We start from the raw sequence: 16,380 nt of genomic DNA on the forward strand, positions 1-16,380 counted from the left end.
TGAGTCCTCAAGGATGAATCTGATTCTCTCCTCCGGATACTCTGGGTCGATTGGTAAAAATGCTCCTCCGGCTTTTAGTACACCGTCACGCATCACATAGGCATAGCTGTCCCTGTCTGCCATGACTGCCACAATTGTATCAGGTGCGAGACCATATGAACCTTCTGACCCATCACCTGTTCCGGTCGATAAACCACCACACCTTGCACCGGTCACAGCACTTTCGCCTGGCACACAGCTTGTATCATGTACTAAACTTCCAACAAAAGTTACATCTGGTCCATGACCAGAATCAGCGATTAAACCAGTCCGAACCTTTCGTGCCTCTGCGATGAGCGCATGACCTACAGCATTGGCCTCTTCGTTGAGCTCCCTGTAGGTAAGAGTTCTGTCAACTGCAACAAGGGCAACCTTATCAGGATTCTTTTCGGCACTGTCCTGAAGCAGTCTGTATGCCGGCTTTTCTGTAACAGTGAACTCTGTATCATGAAGAGTGAGAATGTCTTTTTTATCCTCTTCAGAAACAAGTTCGATATCTCCTATTGTTTCTTTCCGAGTCAGTTCTAAAAGAATCCTATCATACATCTTCACAAACCTGTTTATGATATAGCTGCTTGATCTGACAGAATCCCACTCTGACTTAATTATGATCTTATCTTCTTCAATACCTATGATATATGCCTGTGAGATTCCGAAAAGGTTTTCTGAAGCATCTTTTTTGTCCCTCGAACAATGTTTTATATCCTGTTGATAGTTTTCACCTTGATACACATAAAGTACATCCGACTCATTTTCAACAACATCATGAATCTTCAGCCCTTCAATTATCTCCTTAATTCTTTTTTCGACACTTACTTCAAAGGTGATCTGCTGTACTTTATCATAGTATCCATCACTGTCTGTTTTTATAACGTTAAATGTCGCATACTCCAAACAGTTAAAAGCCTGTAGGGCTACACCAAAAGAAGTACCTAAAAATTCTTCCGGATTCACCCCATTATCATTGCACCATTTTCTTATCTCCTCTATACCCACATCTAACACAAAAGAGTCATTTTCAATCATTTTATGCTTTTCATTTAATATAAAACTCATTACTTCCCCTCTTAAATATAGTTGTTTTTATCTATACTTCTTTTAAATATCCTATTACTACTTATCGCTGAGAATGATCATCAGCCTTCTCATACCAAGAAATTCTGATCTGATACATGTATCAACCGGCACTTCTTCATCTTTGTCGTCTTCATCATCGTCATCCAATTCAATCTCAGGAAGATTTTCGAGTAAATCTTTCTTTGACTCATAATGAAGATTAACCGCCATTTTATCGTCATCGCGCTTAAGAATACTAAAGCTACATTGACGTACTTTCTCTTCTGACAACACCTGCATAAGCGGAGCTATCATTTCCTTTTTTAATATCTCAATTTGGCGAACACTGATTATCTTTTCAGCTTCTTTTGAAAAATCCGATACAAAACTCTGCGTCAGATAACCACCTTTTAGTAGCTGTAAATTTTCCTTTTGGTAATATCGCATTCCTTTAGGAAGATCACCACAGAAAAAACACAAATAAATGAGTACCGCGAACTGAGCTATAATGGATGCATACCATGGAGAATTCATATGCGTCCAATTGTTAAGTATAACTATCAAAGGAATATTTATGATGAATTGTACCAAAAAAGCAATATTGGCCTTACCTTCCTGTTCTGTAGCAGAAAGATAATCAATGAAAAGAGTGCAAATAAAAATAACAAGTTGATTGATACTGACCAGACGAATTGCAGATGGAAGCGTTCTTAACATAACCGGATCATCTATTCTGTAAGGTATGATAGTAAGTTGCGGAAAAATCATAAGTATACTGACTGGAATCATCAAAAGCAGGAATCCGGTCTTTGTTAGATTTCTCTTCACCATCAACATACCACTTTTGTTCTGCTCCCCATGATATGCCGAAGCCATCGGGAAGATAGCATCAGTACAACCAGCAATAACAATTGTGAATATCAATGATAGATTCTCAATTATAGCGGAATTGCCAAGTCCACTTGTTCCACCATCATCCCGAAGAATGAAGTTCTGTACCGCAAGTTGAACAGCAAATCCTAAATACATTATTGCCTCTGCAGCCCCGGCTTTTAATATATCGTAAATATTCGGATCACCATCTTTACATTCCGGCTTAACCAAACGACATAGTCTGTCTTTCTTAGTAAAATGAAGCAAATAAACCAACATGCACACAAAAGAACCGGCCACAGTTCCAAATCCAACTATCCATATACCCTGATGCAATACAAATATACCAACATAATCGATTATCATATTTACCACAGCACCGGTAATATCCCCGGCAACAGCAAGATTTTCGTTGTTGTCATTGGCAAGAATATAATCTCCTACGAAATTAATTACTGTAAATACACTTCCTGCCAAAATAACAAGAAAATACTCTTTGGCATAAGAAAAATTTTCTGGTGTGGCAGAAAAAATCATCAACAGCTGATCTATAAAAACAATACCTAAAACTGATATCAATATCGTCAAGGTAATAATATAAATAATAGTTCTGGTAAATATCCTGGCCGCCTTAGCTTTTTCACCAGTTCCTGAACAACGCGAAATAAGCACACCACATCCGATGCCAAAAAGCGCACATATAATATTGAGTACGTATACAAAAGGTCCAACTATACCAATTGCAGATAACGCATCTTCTCCTATACCTCCGGAAGCAACAATTCCATCTACAACAGGCGCCATTTGTGCAAAAACCATCCCTATCATTGGTGGAAATATATATCGATAACTACTGTGCCTAATGAGTCGATCTTCTGATTCAAAATCCATTTTAAATAATTTTCCCTCTCATAATGTTATGTAGGTGTCAAAAGTATTTGCCACTTACTGATTAGCGCGAACGCACAGATCCGTGTGCAAAGTTCTACATCATAATATGTTTATTTAACAACACACAGCTCATAATCTCTTGATCCAAGACCTATCTTCTCCCCATGTTCAAGTGCTTCTTTCCAACGGATATTAGGGTTGTTATCCTTGAAATGATCATGATGATGCTCCAACTTTGGATTTGCCAGATTATCTCCTAACTGACTGTTACGTATAGGTGTTGCCTTTAAACACAGATCTGCACAAGCCTGATCCAATGCCACCGGATCAAAAGATGCCAACATGCCAATATTCGGTAATATAGGCGCATCATTTTCGTCGTGGCAGTCACAATTTGGAGAAACATCCATGATAAGACTTATATGGAAACAAGGACGACCATAGCATACTGCCTGTGTATACTCTGCTATCTTACAGCACAGAATTTCATTGGCTGTATCGTATATGCTGTCTATGGCATCAAAATTGCAGGCTGTGATACACCTTCCGCACCCTTTACATAGATTTGGTTCTATATACGCCTTACGATCCGGGCCATAGGAAATAGCATTGCTGCCACATACCTTTGTACACTGCTTACATCCACGACACATCTCCTGATCTACTTCCGGTGTTCCTTCACTGTGCATATGCATTTTCCCTGCACGGCTTCCGCATCCCATTCCTATGTTCTTGAGTGCACCGCCAAATCCAACGTCTTCATGCCCTTTGAAATGTGAAAGAGAAATGAACACATCTGCATCCATAACTGCCTTGCCAATAAGTGCTGTATTACAATACTCTCCATTCGGAACAGTTACCTCTACTTCGTCTGTTCCCTTAAGTCCATCTCCGATGATAACGTGGCAGCCTGTTGTGACAGAATTGAACCCATTCATTTCAGCACATTCAAGGTGCCTTACTGCATTATTTCGACTTCCCGGATACAGTGTATTACTATCAGTTAAAAAAGGTACTCCACCCAACTCTTTGACAATATCTACCACTGCACGCACATAGTTTGGCCTGATATAAGCACAGTTTCCCAACTCTCCAAAATGCATCTTTATAGCTGTAAACTTACCCTCAAAATCGATATCTTTTATACCAGCCTTACGAATAAGCTTTTTTAATTTTTCACATTGACTAACACCTATCTTTGTTCTGAAATCTGTAAAAAATACCTTTGACTTTCCCATTGCTATCTCCTCTTTTTATAAAAGTAAACTTCAAAATAATGTAAATATATATGTCCATCGTCATGCCTTATCGAATACATAAATTCTTTTTTTGATAATTTTATTATGCTTCCTGTTGTGCAGATTCTTTGATAGACTTATACCCCATACATGTTTGAGCTAAACGATATGTATGCCAAAGGGCAAAGGTGTAAACTAAACCATTTTATTGATTACTATACTCAGCGGAATCCAAAGTAGTTATTTACAAAACAGGTCTCTAATCAAACGATTAGAGACCTGTTCCCATATTTCAATGCTATTTGAGCAAGATGGGGCTTTCTTCATTTTTCAGATTTTTCCTCAAAAAAATTTAATTGGTTTTTATTTCGGATTTTTCTTCAAAAATTATTTTTGGTTTTAGAACTGTCATTCTTATAAGTCGATTGTAAAGTCGGCATTCCCGAACCCGTCTACAGTGAAGTAGATTCGTTTTTCACCGATATTGACGAATGTCTCGATTTTTTCAGCGCTAATATAGGGATGCTTATTGAGATACTCTAAAACTTTTGCATTAATGCTTTCTGCAGTAAACTTCTTACCATCATACTCAAAAGTTGTTTTAGCGAAATCAAACTTTGTTGCTGGAGCAGCCTTTGCAGGTGCTTTTGTTGCTTTCTTAGCAGTTGTCTTTGCAGCCTTCTTAGGACCTCTCTTAGCAGGAGCCTTAACATCATCTTTCTTTACTTCTGCAGCTGCTTCCTTCTTCGCTGCAGTTTTCTTTACCGGCTTCTTAGCAGCACTCTTTGCTTTAGGTCCTCTCTTCTTAGGAGCTGCCTTTGCAGGTGCTTCAACCTTCTTTTCTTCTGCCGGCTTTTCTTCTGTCTTTGGCTGATCAACTACCTTTACTTCTTCGTTTTCCATACTCGTTTCCTCCTATGAATAATTAGTAGATAAACGTATTTGTTTTTTATTATAAATACGAGTAAATATTTTTTCCATAGAATTGATACGTAATTTTCTATTTTCTTCGTCCTCTTTTGAAACAGTACAGCCGGCGGCAAACCCCTTGCTCTTATACTTCTTTTTCAGGGACTTTAATTCCATATCCTTTGTGCTCTTTGATGGTCTCATAAGTGCCGCAGCCCAGATAAGTCCTGTAAGTTCATCTGCAGCAAACAGAACCTTTTCCATCTCATGTATAGGTTCCACATCTATTGTCAGTTGTTTTGCTGCTTCGCACAGCAGAAATACACCATTGCACAGTCAACATGTATGTCAACGCCCTTGTATCATACCATATCTGCTACACTATTCCATTTTATTAAAAAAATAACCCTTCAGGGTTCCTTTTCGACGATTGAAATAGTTTTTATGTAAAAGATCAGTCGGTGGGCCAGGGGGGACGGGGTTGGTGGTCCACCGACTGATCTTTTACGTTTTTATCTTTCTGTTTCTGAATGTATTATGTTCTTTTCAAATGTATCCGGATCAAAGTTAATCCCGTTCACAGGGCTTTGTCCTCTTCTGAAGATCCAGTTCGTTCCAACCGGCATGTTTAAAATCTTTTTGACCGGCATATCGCATCGTTCGGCAACAGCCTTTGCGGTTTCGATGTCATTTCCGCCCAGATAGACATAGGTATCGCAGTTACCGATTATCGTTTTACCATCGTAACCATAATTCTCCGTGAGCTGTGGCTCGGCCTGGATCATTAGCATCGTGGAAATGCCTCTTGAACGGATGGAGGCGATCATTCTCGGGAACTCCTCGATTTTGCAGTTGGTTGCAAAGTCATCAAGGATAAATCTGACAGGTACCGGCAGGCAGTTATTTTTACACTCCCTGTCCGCAACCCTGCAGAGTTCGTTCATGGTTTGAGTGAGGAAGATATTAACCAGTCCGTCCATGGAACGATCGGTGTCACTATGCTCATGGTTTTTCCAGAGCCCGATAATGTCAACCCTGTGACACAAACTTTTTGAAAAACTTTTTCCCATAAAACAAGGATTTCTCGCTAAATCACCCCCAAAATCGGACGGTGCGTGTCCGACAAGTGCCATAAAATCAGCAATCTGGTGTTATATAAGTGAAATCATCTTTCGCTGCATTTACTGTTGTTTTAAAGCCCCGTATATGGCTCTAAGATGATCATATTTTAACATCATAAAAGCCCCCAACTTCTTTGGCTTTGAATCGGAACCAGTTTCATTCCATAATATGTAATAACCACCAACTTTATAATAGTTACCGTGGGCAAATGAATTGCGTATTCTTATGTAGAGAGAATCCATTTCTTCATTTTTCCCTTTTGAAAAAAAGATAACTGCCTTATGTCTTTTATTATACAAATCTAAAATGTCATCAATAAGATTCTCCATCTCTCCACTTTTACAATACTTGTAAGTGGTACCTTTTTCCACATTCACAGCAGCAAGTATTCGATTCTTTAACCTCTTGTAATCCGAAGGATGACTGATTCCATAATCATCGAACCCTCTTGCATTGGCCGGACCTTCATTTGATGGACAATTGTCCACAAACCAGAATACAAGATTTCTTCTTTCATTATCAAATTTTCTCGATCTAGACGGCCACCTATTGTCATTTCTTATTAGTTCTCTAAATTGTCTTAATGCCTCACTACACATTTATGTCAAACATAATCCTTTGTAATATAATGAATGGTTACTGAACAGAAACGAATTCATTCATCCCTTGATTTCAAGAGATTCACTTGTTCATCCCTCTTCACATAATGCAGTTCGATATCATACCCCAGTGCCTCCATCATCTTGACGAAGGTATTATTGACCACGCTCTCATTCTTCTTGATCACGCGGTTCACATAGGTCTTGGTGGTATCAATCTCTTCCGCCAGCTTCGCCTGCGTCTTTCCCTGCTCTATGCACTTTACCTTAACATCTACTTCTATATTATTTCTGACCATGATCTGACTCCCTGACCAAATCCAAAATTATCTTATTTGTACAATTTATAGCATACCATATTTTAGGGATTTTTCAAGCAAAAAAGAGGCCTGCCATCTTTGACAAGCCCCTAGCTCACATTATTTACTTCCAGCTGATCTTGACCTCATTTTCTGGATGAACCTCAATACTCTCCACGTATTCATCCAGAAGTTCGTCCGTCAACTTCGTAACCGCAAAACTCTCATGTACCTTCATCCGGTTCAGTTTCCTGATCTTATCCTCTGCTTCTGACAGCTGCTCCATCAGCGCCTCATGCTTCTTCCTAAGCGCCTCCACCTCATCGATAGAAGCATCATAGCTTTTCTTCTGTCCCAGGGCGTAGGCTTCAAACTCCGCCATCCTCTGAGCCTTCGCCTTGTCTATCGCCCTTTCCGCATCCCGGCATTTCCTCCTTAAAGTCTCGGCTTCTGCTGCCGCCGCTTCCTTTTCAGCCTACAGAAGCTTATCTGACTCTCCCAGTTCCATGATATGCTGCTGGATCTGGAACAGGAGCACTTCTTCCAGATAGAAATCCTCGATCCGCTTCACGCATCCGTCCATATGGTAGATATTCAGACCAGGACACCAGTAATACGGCTGACCAACGCCTGTACTGTGCCGCAGATTATGACCACAGCATCCGCAGGTCACTCTTCCCACAAGCACATGATGATCTCTTCGTTTCCACTTCCTGCCGCTCTTTTGGAACCGCTCCTGCACTTTATCGAAAGTCTCCCGATCGATGATTGACTCATGGTGGTTCTCTGAGATGATCCATTTCTCCGGATCCGTCACGCGCCGGTCATCCCTGATTTTCTTGCATTCAGTAACACCTTGAACCAGATCACCAACATACGTCCTGTTCTTCAGCATACGGAGCATCCCGGAATGCTGCCAGACAAAAGTTCCGCCCTTCGGCTCAGCTTTTCGGATTCCCTTCTCATGCCAAACCTGAGAAGGAGGCTTGACCCCTTCCTCATTAAAGATCCTTGCAATCTCCACCGTGGACATTCCATCCGCATACATCTTAAACAGCCGCCTGACAACCACCGCTTCATCCTCGGCAATTATGAACTTATGCCTGTCGTCCGGATCCTTTGTATAACCGAACGGCGGCGTAGAACACACCGCTTTCCCCTGCTCCTTAACAGCCCTCACAGACGCTTTTATCTTTAAGGACAGATCCTTACTGTACAGGTCATAAAGCAGATTCTTGAAATTCACATCGATATCCGCCACATTGCCGGAATACTGATCACCGTCATACTTATCGTTGATTGAGATGAACCGCACACCCATGAACGGAAAAATCTGTTCCAGATAGGAACCCAGTTCAATATAATCTCTTGCGAACCGCGAAAAGTCCTTCACGATAATGCAGTTGATCTCCGCATTCTTCACACCGTCCAGAAGTGCCTGCACGCCCGGACGGTCAAAGTTCGTGCCGGAATATCCGTCATCCGCGAACTCCAAAACTTTTGCCTGCGGAAAATGCTCCCGGACATAGTCCCGGAGCAGAAGCCGCTGCATCGTTATACTATTGCTTTCCTCATGGCTGAACTCATCCTCTTTGGAAAGCCTCATATAGATCGCTATATTCATGACCTGCCACCGCCTTCCAGATCCATGATCTCTTTGCCGGAATAGATGAAATGCACCTTCACCCTCTTATCTTTGAATACCTCAATCTTCTCGATCAGAGCATGAAGCACTTCAGCCGTCAAAGGTGTTCCCTTCCTGCACTTCATCAATGTCCGCAGATAATGGTTCCGTTTCTCAGTCTTGCCATCAATCTCAGCCAGCCTTCTTTCCAGAACCTTCTGCCTGTCCTGCATTCTGCGGATCTCCTTCTTTCGCTTCTCTGCAGCTTCCGTCATGGCCTGCTCGGTCATCTCCCCTGACCGATACCGGATATAATCCTCACTGCCGGATTTCTTCAGTTCTTCAATCTTATAGGAAATCTCCGATATCTCCTTCTCCAGCTTTTTCTTCTCGTTCTCAGCCTGCCTTTTGCTTGCAGTAACCAGATCCTTATGCTTCATGGATGTAAGGGAAAACTCTTTCTCCAACGCTTCTTCCACCAACCGGTTCAGTATGATCAGCGAAATCCTGTCATTATCACATTTACGGTCATCTATGGTCTCTTTGTTCACACACCTGTACTGATAGTTCCTGACTTTTCCGCCGGAACGATTGGTAAGACCGCACTCCCTTGTAAACTTGCTTCCGCACAATCCGCAATAGATTAGATCCTTATAGATATCCTCTTCCATCGGCAGGTTCCTGGATGAGCCGGAAGAGAATTTCTGCGATCTCGCCTCGAACTGCCTGGCCACTTCCTGAAATACCTCTTCTGAAATGATCGGCTCGTGGTTATTCTCACGCACTTTCAGTTCCCCGGTCAGAACCTTCGTGCTGGTCCTTCCAGTGACGCGCTCTCCATCCTTCTGTTCACAGATCAGCCACCCGATATACGCACAGTTATTCAGAATCTGGTTCAGCGTTGCCTTATGCCAGTTGTGCAGTTCTTCGCCATCCCTCTGATGCACATGGCCATATTTCCTGTAATCACTCGGTCTGTGGATCTTCTCGGCATAAAGCCACTCGATCATCTCCACATAACCCTCGCCGCGCAGGAACCGGTCAAACAGTTCCCTGACAACTACCGCCGCTTCTTCATTGACAACAAGTACCCTGCGGTTCCCTTCCTTCATGACATCATATCCATAGACCGGATGACATCCTGAGAAGCTTCCCCTCTCAAACTGCTTCACTCTGGAACTCCGGATCTTCACCGCGATATCCTTTGCGTACAGTTCATTGACAAGATTCTTCAGCTGCACTCCCAGTGTTTCCGGATCCCCATCCATGTTGTCGAAATTATCATTGACGGCAATAAACCTTACTCCGAGAAACGGAAAAATCTTTCCCAGATAATTCCCCATTTCCAAATGGTTCCTGCCAAATCTCGACAGGTCTTTTACCACGATGCAGTCCACTTTCCGCATTCTGACATCCGCCATCAACCGTTCAAAATCATCCCTTTGGAAGTTCGTGCCGGTCTTGCCCAGATCGCTGTAGCAGTCGAAAACTTCCATATCCTCATGCGACCGGACATACTCCCGGCAAAGCTCCAGCTGATTGTCTATGGATTCATTCTTCCTGTCCGTGCCATCCACCGACAGTCTGGCGTAAATGCCGACAGAATAAATCTTATCCTTCTTTACAGGCACCGCTGCCTGTCTCTTCTTAGATGTTCTTGCCATTTACTTCCCCTTTCCTTCCGCTTCACTGTGCTTCAGGAAGTCAGAGAGCATCGCCACCTTGATGAACTGGTTCTGGTGACGGAGCACTACATGCACCCGCTTATCGTCATACACATAGATCTTCTCGACCAGATGGACCAGTGTCGTGCGGTTCAAAGATTCCACCTGCAGGACATCTTTGTACTGTTCCAGCTTCATCCCGGCTTCCAGTCCGTTCTTAAAAAGCTCCTTCAGATTCTGCATCTGTTTTTCCAGATCAGACTCAATGGCGGCATACTTTTCCTCATAGATTGCGGAAAAGGTCTTGAAATCTTCCTCACCGATGATGCCCTTCTTATAATCTTCATACAGGGCAGCCCGAAGCTTCTTATACTTCTCTTGTTCCGCCTTCAGGTCAACGATCTCTTTATCAAACGCCACAATATCGTCATAGCGCATATCCAGATCTTTTACCTTGGAGATTACGGCAATCTGATCAAGGATCAGTTCCACGCGGCTCTTGATGCCGTACAGAACCAGTTTATCCAGGTCATCCTGCAGAATGCTGTGCCTACTGCACTTCTTATTCTTGTTATAGTTGGAGCAGATAAAGTAAACCTTCGTCTGTTCCTTGTACCGGTTCACACGCCTTGTCATCTGCTCTCCGCAGTCCCCGCAGAACAGAAGCCCAGAATACAGATGGGATGTATTCTTCCCGCTTGCGGACCGGCAGTCCGTTTTCAAAAGCTGCTGCACAACCTCGAACAGGTCTTTGGATATGATCGCTTCATGAGCGTTCGGCACCCGCACCCATTCTTCCGCAGGCTTCACGACCGATTTCTTCACTTTATAATTCACACGCTCGGACTTTCCCTGTACCAGGGTACCGATATAAGTCTCATCCATCAGGATTCGTCTCACTGCCTGCGCCGACCACTTGCTCCGCTTCTTTGTCCGGAAACCTGTGGTAAACTTCTCGCCATTTGACCGCTTATACTCCATAGGCGACAGAACACCCATGCCGTTCAGCCTGTCAGCGATAGCTTCAAAGCTGTATCCGTCAACCTTCCACTCGAAGATGCTCTCGATGATACCGGCAGCATACTTGTCGATAATAAGATGGTTCTTATCCTCCGGATCCTTTCTGTATCCGTACATGGCAAAAGCACCGATGTACTGGCCGCTCTCACGCTTCATCTTCTGCTGGCTCTTGACCTTCACGGAAATATCCCGGCAGTATGCGTCATTGATAAAATTCTTCACCGGCAGCACAAGCGATTCCTCATTGAAATCAGCTGTCAGGGAATCATAATTATCGTTGATCGCGATGAACCGGACTTCATGCTCCGGGAATGTCTTTTGTATCAGCCTGCTGGAACCGATGTAATCCCTTCCAAGTCTCGACAAATCTTTTACGATCACGCAGTCGATATGGCCGGACTCGATGTCGCCCATCATCCGCTTGAAAGCCGGCCGGTCAAAGTTTGCTCCGGACCATCCGTCATCCACATAAAAATCAAAGATCTCCATGTTGTCCTGTTTCCTGATAAAGCTGCGGATGATATCCCTCTGCGATGTAATGCTGTTGCTCTCCGCCTTCCCAGCTTCCCCGTCATCCTTGGAGAGCCTGAGATAGACAGCCACGTTATAATAATCTTTCGTTTTCAAGGCTTCAGTCTCCTTATGATTTTAGCCAGGCATCCGTCCTACGGGATATGACCGCAATCAAAAGGCTGATTTAGTCTTACCAGAACAATATGCCATGTAATAAACAGGAAAAACATATACCAAAACTCAAAGCGGTATCCTTGTCATTCGCTTCGCAAGCTGGATCATCTTATCCTCCAGTGTTTCCTCCGATGTTCTGGAATACGTAACCTGCAGGATGTATTCCCCTACATTTTCCGCATAGGGATTCTTTGTCTTCTCCAGGAACTCCCTCATGCGCTGATTGGCAGGTTTCTGTCTGTCGATCACAATATTCTCTGCATTATCCAGATCCTCTCGTCTCAAATCGCGAATATCCATATCTTCCAACCTTTTCAGCTCTTCAACTGTTAACAACATACGGCACCTCCTTCAAAATCTCGAAGGAACACACCAAATAAAATGAATCCTCCCACATGGGATGTGGCTTTTCCTTCACATCCCAGTCAAAGAATTTCCCATGTTTTAAACCCTTTCACGCACAAAAAAAGACGGCCAGCAGAGATAATCTCTACCAACCGTCAGTGCTTAATCCTCCTACAGCGCAGATATCATAATCAGCCACTCAGCCCAGGAATAGTTATATGTCCTTTTCATGAGCTTTTAGTATTTTCCGTTTGTTAAGTTCACTTCTATAATACATTTCTCCGTAATTCGGGTGTTGCTGTTCTGCCCATTGATCAGCATACTGATTCAAAAAATGTTCAATACAAGAGAGCATTTTATGGTGAGCGCCAAGAATAGAATCTTCTTTCTCCCTTCTAATGATTCGCAGCGACTTATGATTGTCATCATCTACTAACAGCTTTGTTATTAAATCTAATTCAACTTCTGAAGATGCTTTTTCTGCGGCTTCGATGTGCTTATCAATATCTAATATTTCTACAATTCTACTAGCATAATCTAGCCATGACATGGGTATAGCATAAAAGCTATCTCCGTTTAGCAGTTCTGACCACCAGGATGAATATGAGAATACATTATCATCATTATTTACCTGCTTATTCTCTTGCAGGCAATTGACCGCCTCTTCCGACAATCCTGTTATTTCGCATATTTTTCTAATCTGAACATCAGGAGTCCGAATGTCAGTAAACCCAAATAAGAAGTCAGCCGAACAATCGAAATACTTGCAATAGGCATTAACAAATTCCCCCTGCAAACATGTTGCGTCTTTTGCATGCAAGTGGATACGGATTTTCTTCTCGATGCTTCCTACAGCATTATCTTTGTTCTTGAATACATCATTTCCTCTAGTATTAACTGTAACGAGCTTTGCCTCCAACAGTTTTTTCGCTAAAGCTTTTGGCGTATCACAATCTTTCTCCGACATTAGCCCCAAAAGCTTCTGTCCAAACGGAGTCAAATTATCATCGTTTCTTATCGCCATAATAATCCCTCACTTTCAAAAAAGATATTTTTATCTTTTTATTGTTATTTATCATCTGTAAAAGACTTATAAAAAGACGAATTTTTCTTTTCTTCCTGTGAAAAGGATTGTACTATAAAGACACGGAACAAGCAAGAGCATTTTACAAAAATGAAAGGAGGCTCGTATGATTCGCACAAGATTGAGAATGGTTCTAACACAAAGTGAGATGAACCGGATAAAGATTTCTGAAAGCCACAGCGAAAAAATCCGTATCACCGCCGACGTACACGGCATGAAGTGCTACGAAGCAAGACGGTTCATCAACAATATCATCAATATTGTGCGAACAGCCTTCCAGCTTGTCATAATCCACGGATACAATCACGGAACCGCCATAAAGGAGATGCTTGCACAGAACTTCAGCAACGATCATATCTATGAACAGTTCCCTGATCCTCGTAACCAAGGTGTAACACACATGCTGATCGCCGCATAAAGGAAGGAGTAAACAGACATGGCAAAAGCTACAAGAAACAACACAACTAACAAGGAGGAAACAAAAATGGCAAAGTATATCGTTGAAGCGCCGGAGCCCAAGAAAGGTCAGAAATTAAGCTCAGGTGGCATTCGTGAAAACGGGAAGCTGGCGACGCAGTTCAAAAACCCGGTTCCTTACAAAGAACCGACGCTGCCACCCGCCGTTGTAACCCAAAAGCCAAACATTGAGCTTATTCGTAAAGAGCAGGCAAGAGCACGAAGAAATGAAGCGGGAATGTATTTACTCAGCTTAGCCTGGCAAGAATTCGGAGAGCCACTTCTCCGTTCCGGTCTCCGTAAACTTGGAAATTCAATCATCGATAAGATTGAGGGTCCTTACGACCAGCCTACGCAGCACATTCCTTCACAGGATCCTGTCGTTATCGATGTAGAAGCGGATGAAATCGAAACCGTTTACGACGATGATAAGATCATCCGCTTCCCCAACAGAAAAGTTATCTAAAGCTTTCTGGCATAATCAAGGCTAATCCAACCGACACCGCTCTTCAGTCTTCCCCAGCCGACTGAAGAGCCTTGTCCGGTTCTCACTTCCATGATCGTATACACACCGATTGGAATAAACTGAACCCTGTCATAATCCGTCCCCGGTCCTTTCCTTATATTTAGATCAGAGATACTGACCTTCACCAGAAACGGCACCTTCACCGCAGACTCCGCCGCCTTCGATGCATACACTACCTTGCCATCCGCATCGAACACCTTATATCCCGGATTCTGATCCGCGCATTTCTTCGCGTTGTCCAGGATCTTATAAGCTCCCTTCTGGCTCTTGGCATCCGCCCATGACTTTCTAACACGGTACCAGCGGATCACCTCACCGCCGGAGTCCTTAACATCATACTGAGTCAGGTTCCACCTCTCAATGATGGAGATAAGCTTCTCCACATAGGTCAGGCTTGTCGCATAGCCGCCGTCCTTTATGATCTGCACAGCCTTCTTGTAATCCTTGCATCCCTTCAGCCCTGCATATCTCAGCTTGCTACCGTTCTTTGCCCCAAGCAGATAAGCGGAATGGTCAGCAATGGAATCCTCAATGCAAGGATACTTTCTGAAGTCTGCAGTAATCGTGACCATACTGCCGTCAGGATTCTGTTCCTGCGTCTTCTTCGTATACTTGCTCTTGCCGTCCCAACTGGACCCGCTCCAGGTATTCCCGGACTGGCTGCACTTCATCCCGAAGATATTGTTGGCATTCTGCGCAAGCTCACTCTTCCCATAACCAGATTCCAGAATGAACTGAGCCAGCGATACCGATGCCAGGATACCGCTTTTCTTCTGATCCGCAGTGAATAGCGCACCGACCTTCTTAATCGCATCTGACTCAGACAGGTCCTTCAGGACAGATGCCTGAGTCCCCTTTGCAGCCGAACCGCCACCGGAATCAGCGGAACCCTGCAGCGCCTTCGTCACCTTCTCAGCCAGATCTCCCATTCTCGCATACATCCAGTTACCCGGACAGGACTTATTCGCAAACCACCTGTGAACCGTCAGGATCATCTCCCCGCTCTTTGGAGAATAGTTCAGCGTTTTGTCCTTATCCCCGAACCAGATCAGTTTGTTCTTGCCGTTGCGCTTGCAGATGTCTATGCAGAGCTTGATCAGAGTCTGATACACCACATCCCTGAAAGCATACGGCTCCGTGGTATCGGAAGCGCATTCGATCGTGATTGCCCTCTGGTCATTGGCATTGCTGGAAGTACACCAGGAACGATTCTTCTCTTCCACGTACAAAGCCACCCTGCCGTCACGATCAATGCCGTAGTTGCTGGATGCCTGCGTGGACTGCTTCTCAAACCATTCTCCCAGGCCTTCCGCCGTACACTGACCGACCACACAATGAGGCGTGATCCGGTCAATGCTGTGCGTCCTCTTGCCAGAATGGTTCGGAGAAAGCTTCTTATAAACCACCATAGAACTGTTCGTATAAGTCATTATTCTTCACCTTCCTTTTCGTCTTTGCCATCCTTGCCATCCTCGCCATCCTTGCCATCATCTTCCTTCTCACTTCTGTCATGCAGCTGCTCCAGCACTATATGAAGTTTCCCTGGAATCGGAAGTCCCAGATACGCCGCATTCTCCACAAGACTCAGGCCTTCGTTGGAGATATAGAAGAAAATGATCGCGGTTCTGAGCACACCGGCTTCTCCGAAAATGTGCGTATCCAGCAGATGCCCGATGCCAACCAGCGCAAAGATCAGAACCTTCCTGCAGATCCCCTTGAAGCCCACTGCGCTCGACAGCTTCTTATCTGCCACCGCGCACATGACCCCTGTGATGTAATCCAGCACCACAAAAGCCAGAAGCGCATAAAGCAGGCCGTCATTTCCGCCCAGGAAATAACCAAGCCAGCCGCCCACCGCCGCAAAGATTGCCTGAATCACATTCCAAAACTCCTTCATTTCACATGCCCTCCTTCGCATAAAAATAGGCGGCTCCCATATCGGGATAAC

17 protein-coding genes and 1 pseudogene are annotated in these 16,380 nt (G+C 43.7%); 2 read left to right on the top strand and 16 right to left on the bottom strand.

What is annotated here, in order from left to right:
• From G625_RS19125 to G625_RS0109060, 14 genes and pseudogenes are all read right to left on the bottom strand, one after another.
• Nucleotides 1–1,095, bottom strand: a 1,095-nt coding sequence (locus G625_RS19125; RefSeq protein WP_044932130.1) for an AMP-binding protein, incomplete at its 3' end; no start/stop codon positions are given.
• Nucleotides 1,096–1,152: 57 nt separating this feature from the next.
• Nucleotides 1,153–2,859: an MATE family efflux transporter gene (locus tag G625_RS0109000; RefSeq protein WP_029200864.1), complete on the bottom strand. Its 1,707-nt coding sequence runs from the start codon at nt 2,857–2,859 to the stop codon at nt 1,153–1,155.
• A 110-nt stretch (nt 2,860–2,969) separates the two neighbouring features.
• Complete coding sequence (locus tag G625_RS0109005) at nt 2,970–4,097, bottom strand: DUF362 domain-containing protein (protein WP_029200865.1); 1,128 nt, start codon at nt 4,095–4,097, stop codon at nt 2,970–2,972.
• 414 nt (nt 4,098–4,511) lie between these two features.
• A complete protein-coding gene (locus G625_RS19130) occupies nt 4,512–5,000 on the bottom strand; it encodes a DUF6465 family protein (protein ID WP_044932131.1) in 489 nt (162 codons plus the stop codon).
• A gap of 12 nt (nt 5,001–5,012) precedes the next feature.
• Nucleotides 5,013–5,297, bottom strand: a pseudogene (locus G625_RS0109015) (hypothetical protein); the annotation flags it as partial.
• Between the two features lie 221 nt (nt 5,298–5,518).
• Entirely contained in the window at nt 5,519–6,076 is a 558-nt protein-coding gene (locus G625_RS19135; RefSeq protein WP_029200867.1) for a type IV secretory system conjugative DNA transfer family protein, read from the bottom strand.
• 111 nt (nt 6,077–6,187) lie between these two features.
• Nucleotides 6,188–6,727 (bottom strand): hypothetical protein, encoded by a 540-nt coding sequence (locus G625_RS0109025; RefSeq protein ID WP_029200868.1) that lies wholly within the window; start codon nt 6,725–6,727, stop codon nt 6,188–6,190.
• A gap of 56 nt (nt 6,728–6,783) precedes the next feature.
• The gene (locus G625_RS0109030; protein WP_029200869.1) at nt 6,784–7,026 is read right to left on the bottom strand and encodes a helix-turn-helix domain-containing protein; all 243 of its coding nucleotides are present in this window, start codon (nt 7,024–7,026) and stop codon (nt 6,784–6,786) included.
• Nucleotides 7,027–7,150: 124 nt separating this feature from the next.
• Nucleotides 7,151–7,408: a hypothetical protein gene (locus G625_RS0109035; RefSeq protein WP_029200870.1), complete on the bottom strand. Its 258-nt coding sequence runs from the start codon at nt 7,406–7,408 to the stop codon at nt 7,151–7,153.
• A gap of 93 nt (nt 7,409–7,501) precedes the next feature.
• Nucleotides 7,502–8,650 (bottom strand): recombinase family protein, encoded by a 1,149-nt coding sequence (locus G625_RS19140; protein ID WP_049895822.1) that lies wholly within the window; start codon nt 8,648–8,650, stop codon nt 7,502–7,504.
• Complete coding sequence (locus G625_RS0109045) at nt 8,647–10,314, bottom strand: recombinase family protein (RefSeq protein ID WP_029200871.1); 1,668 nt, start codon at nt 10,312–10,314, stop codon at nt 8,647–8,649. Before G625_RS0109045 ends, G625_RS19140 begins: the two co-directional genes overlap by 4 nt.
• A complete protein-coding gene (locus G625_RS0109050; RefSeq protein WP_029200872.1) occupies nt 10,315–11,961 on the bottom strand; it encodes a recombinase family protein in 1,647 nt (548 codons plus the stop codon).
• A gap of 126 nt (nt 11,962–12,087) precedes the next feature.
• On the bottom strand, nt 12,088–12,360 hold the full coding sequence (locus tag G625_RS0109055) for a DUF6870 family protein (protein ID WP_029200873.1): 273 nt from the start codon (nt 12,358–12,360) through the stop codon (nt 12,088–12,090).
• A gap of 220 nt (nt 12,361–12,580) precedes the next feature.
• Entirely contained in the window at nt 12,581–13,390 is an 810-nt protein-coding gene (locus G625_RS0109060) for a hypothetical protein (protein ID WP_029200874.1), read from the bottom strand.
• 166 nt (nt 13,391–13,556) lie between these two features.
• Between G625_RS0109060 and G625_RS0109065 the strand changes: the two genes are divergently transcribed.
• Complete coding sequence (locus G625_RS0109065) at nt 13,557–13,868, top strand: hypothetical protein (protein WP_029200875.1); 312 nt, start codon at nt 13,557–13,559, stop codon at nt 13,866–13,868.
• A gap of 18 nt (nt 13,869–13,886) precedes the next feature.
• Complete coding sequence (locus G625_RS0109070; protein WP_029200876.1) at nt 13,887–14,372, top strand: hypothetical protein; 486 nt, start codon at nt 13,887–13,889, stop codon at nt 14,370–14,372.
• Here the strand turns inward: G625_RS0109070 and G625_RS0109075 are convergent.
• On the bottom strand, nt 14,369–15,862 hold the full coding sequence (locus G625_RS0109075) for a glucosaminidase domain-containing protein (RefSeq protein WP_029200877.1): 1,494 nt from the start codon (nt 15,860–15,862) through the stop codon (nt 14,369–14,371). The genes G625_RS0109070 and G625_RS0109075 overlap by 4 nt on opposite strands.
• Nucleotides 15,862–16,329, bottom strand: a complete 468-nt coding sequence (locus tag G625_RS19145; RefSeq protein WP_044932133.1) for a phage holin family protein — start codon at nt 16,327–16,329, stop codon at nt 15,862–15,864. Before G625_RS19145 ends, G625_RS0109075 begins: the two co-directional genes overlap by 1 nt.
• Between the last annotated feature and the right edge of the window lie 51 nt (nt 16,330–16,380).

Source organism: Oribacterium sp. NK2B42, from assembly GCF_000424445.1.
Taxonomy (GTDB): Bacteria; Bacillota; Clostridia; order Lachnospirales; family Lachnospiraceae; genus Oribacterium.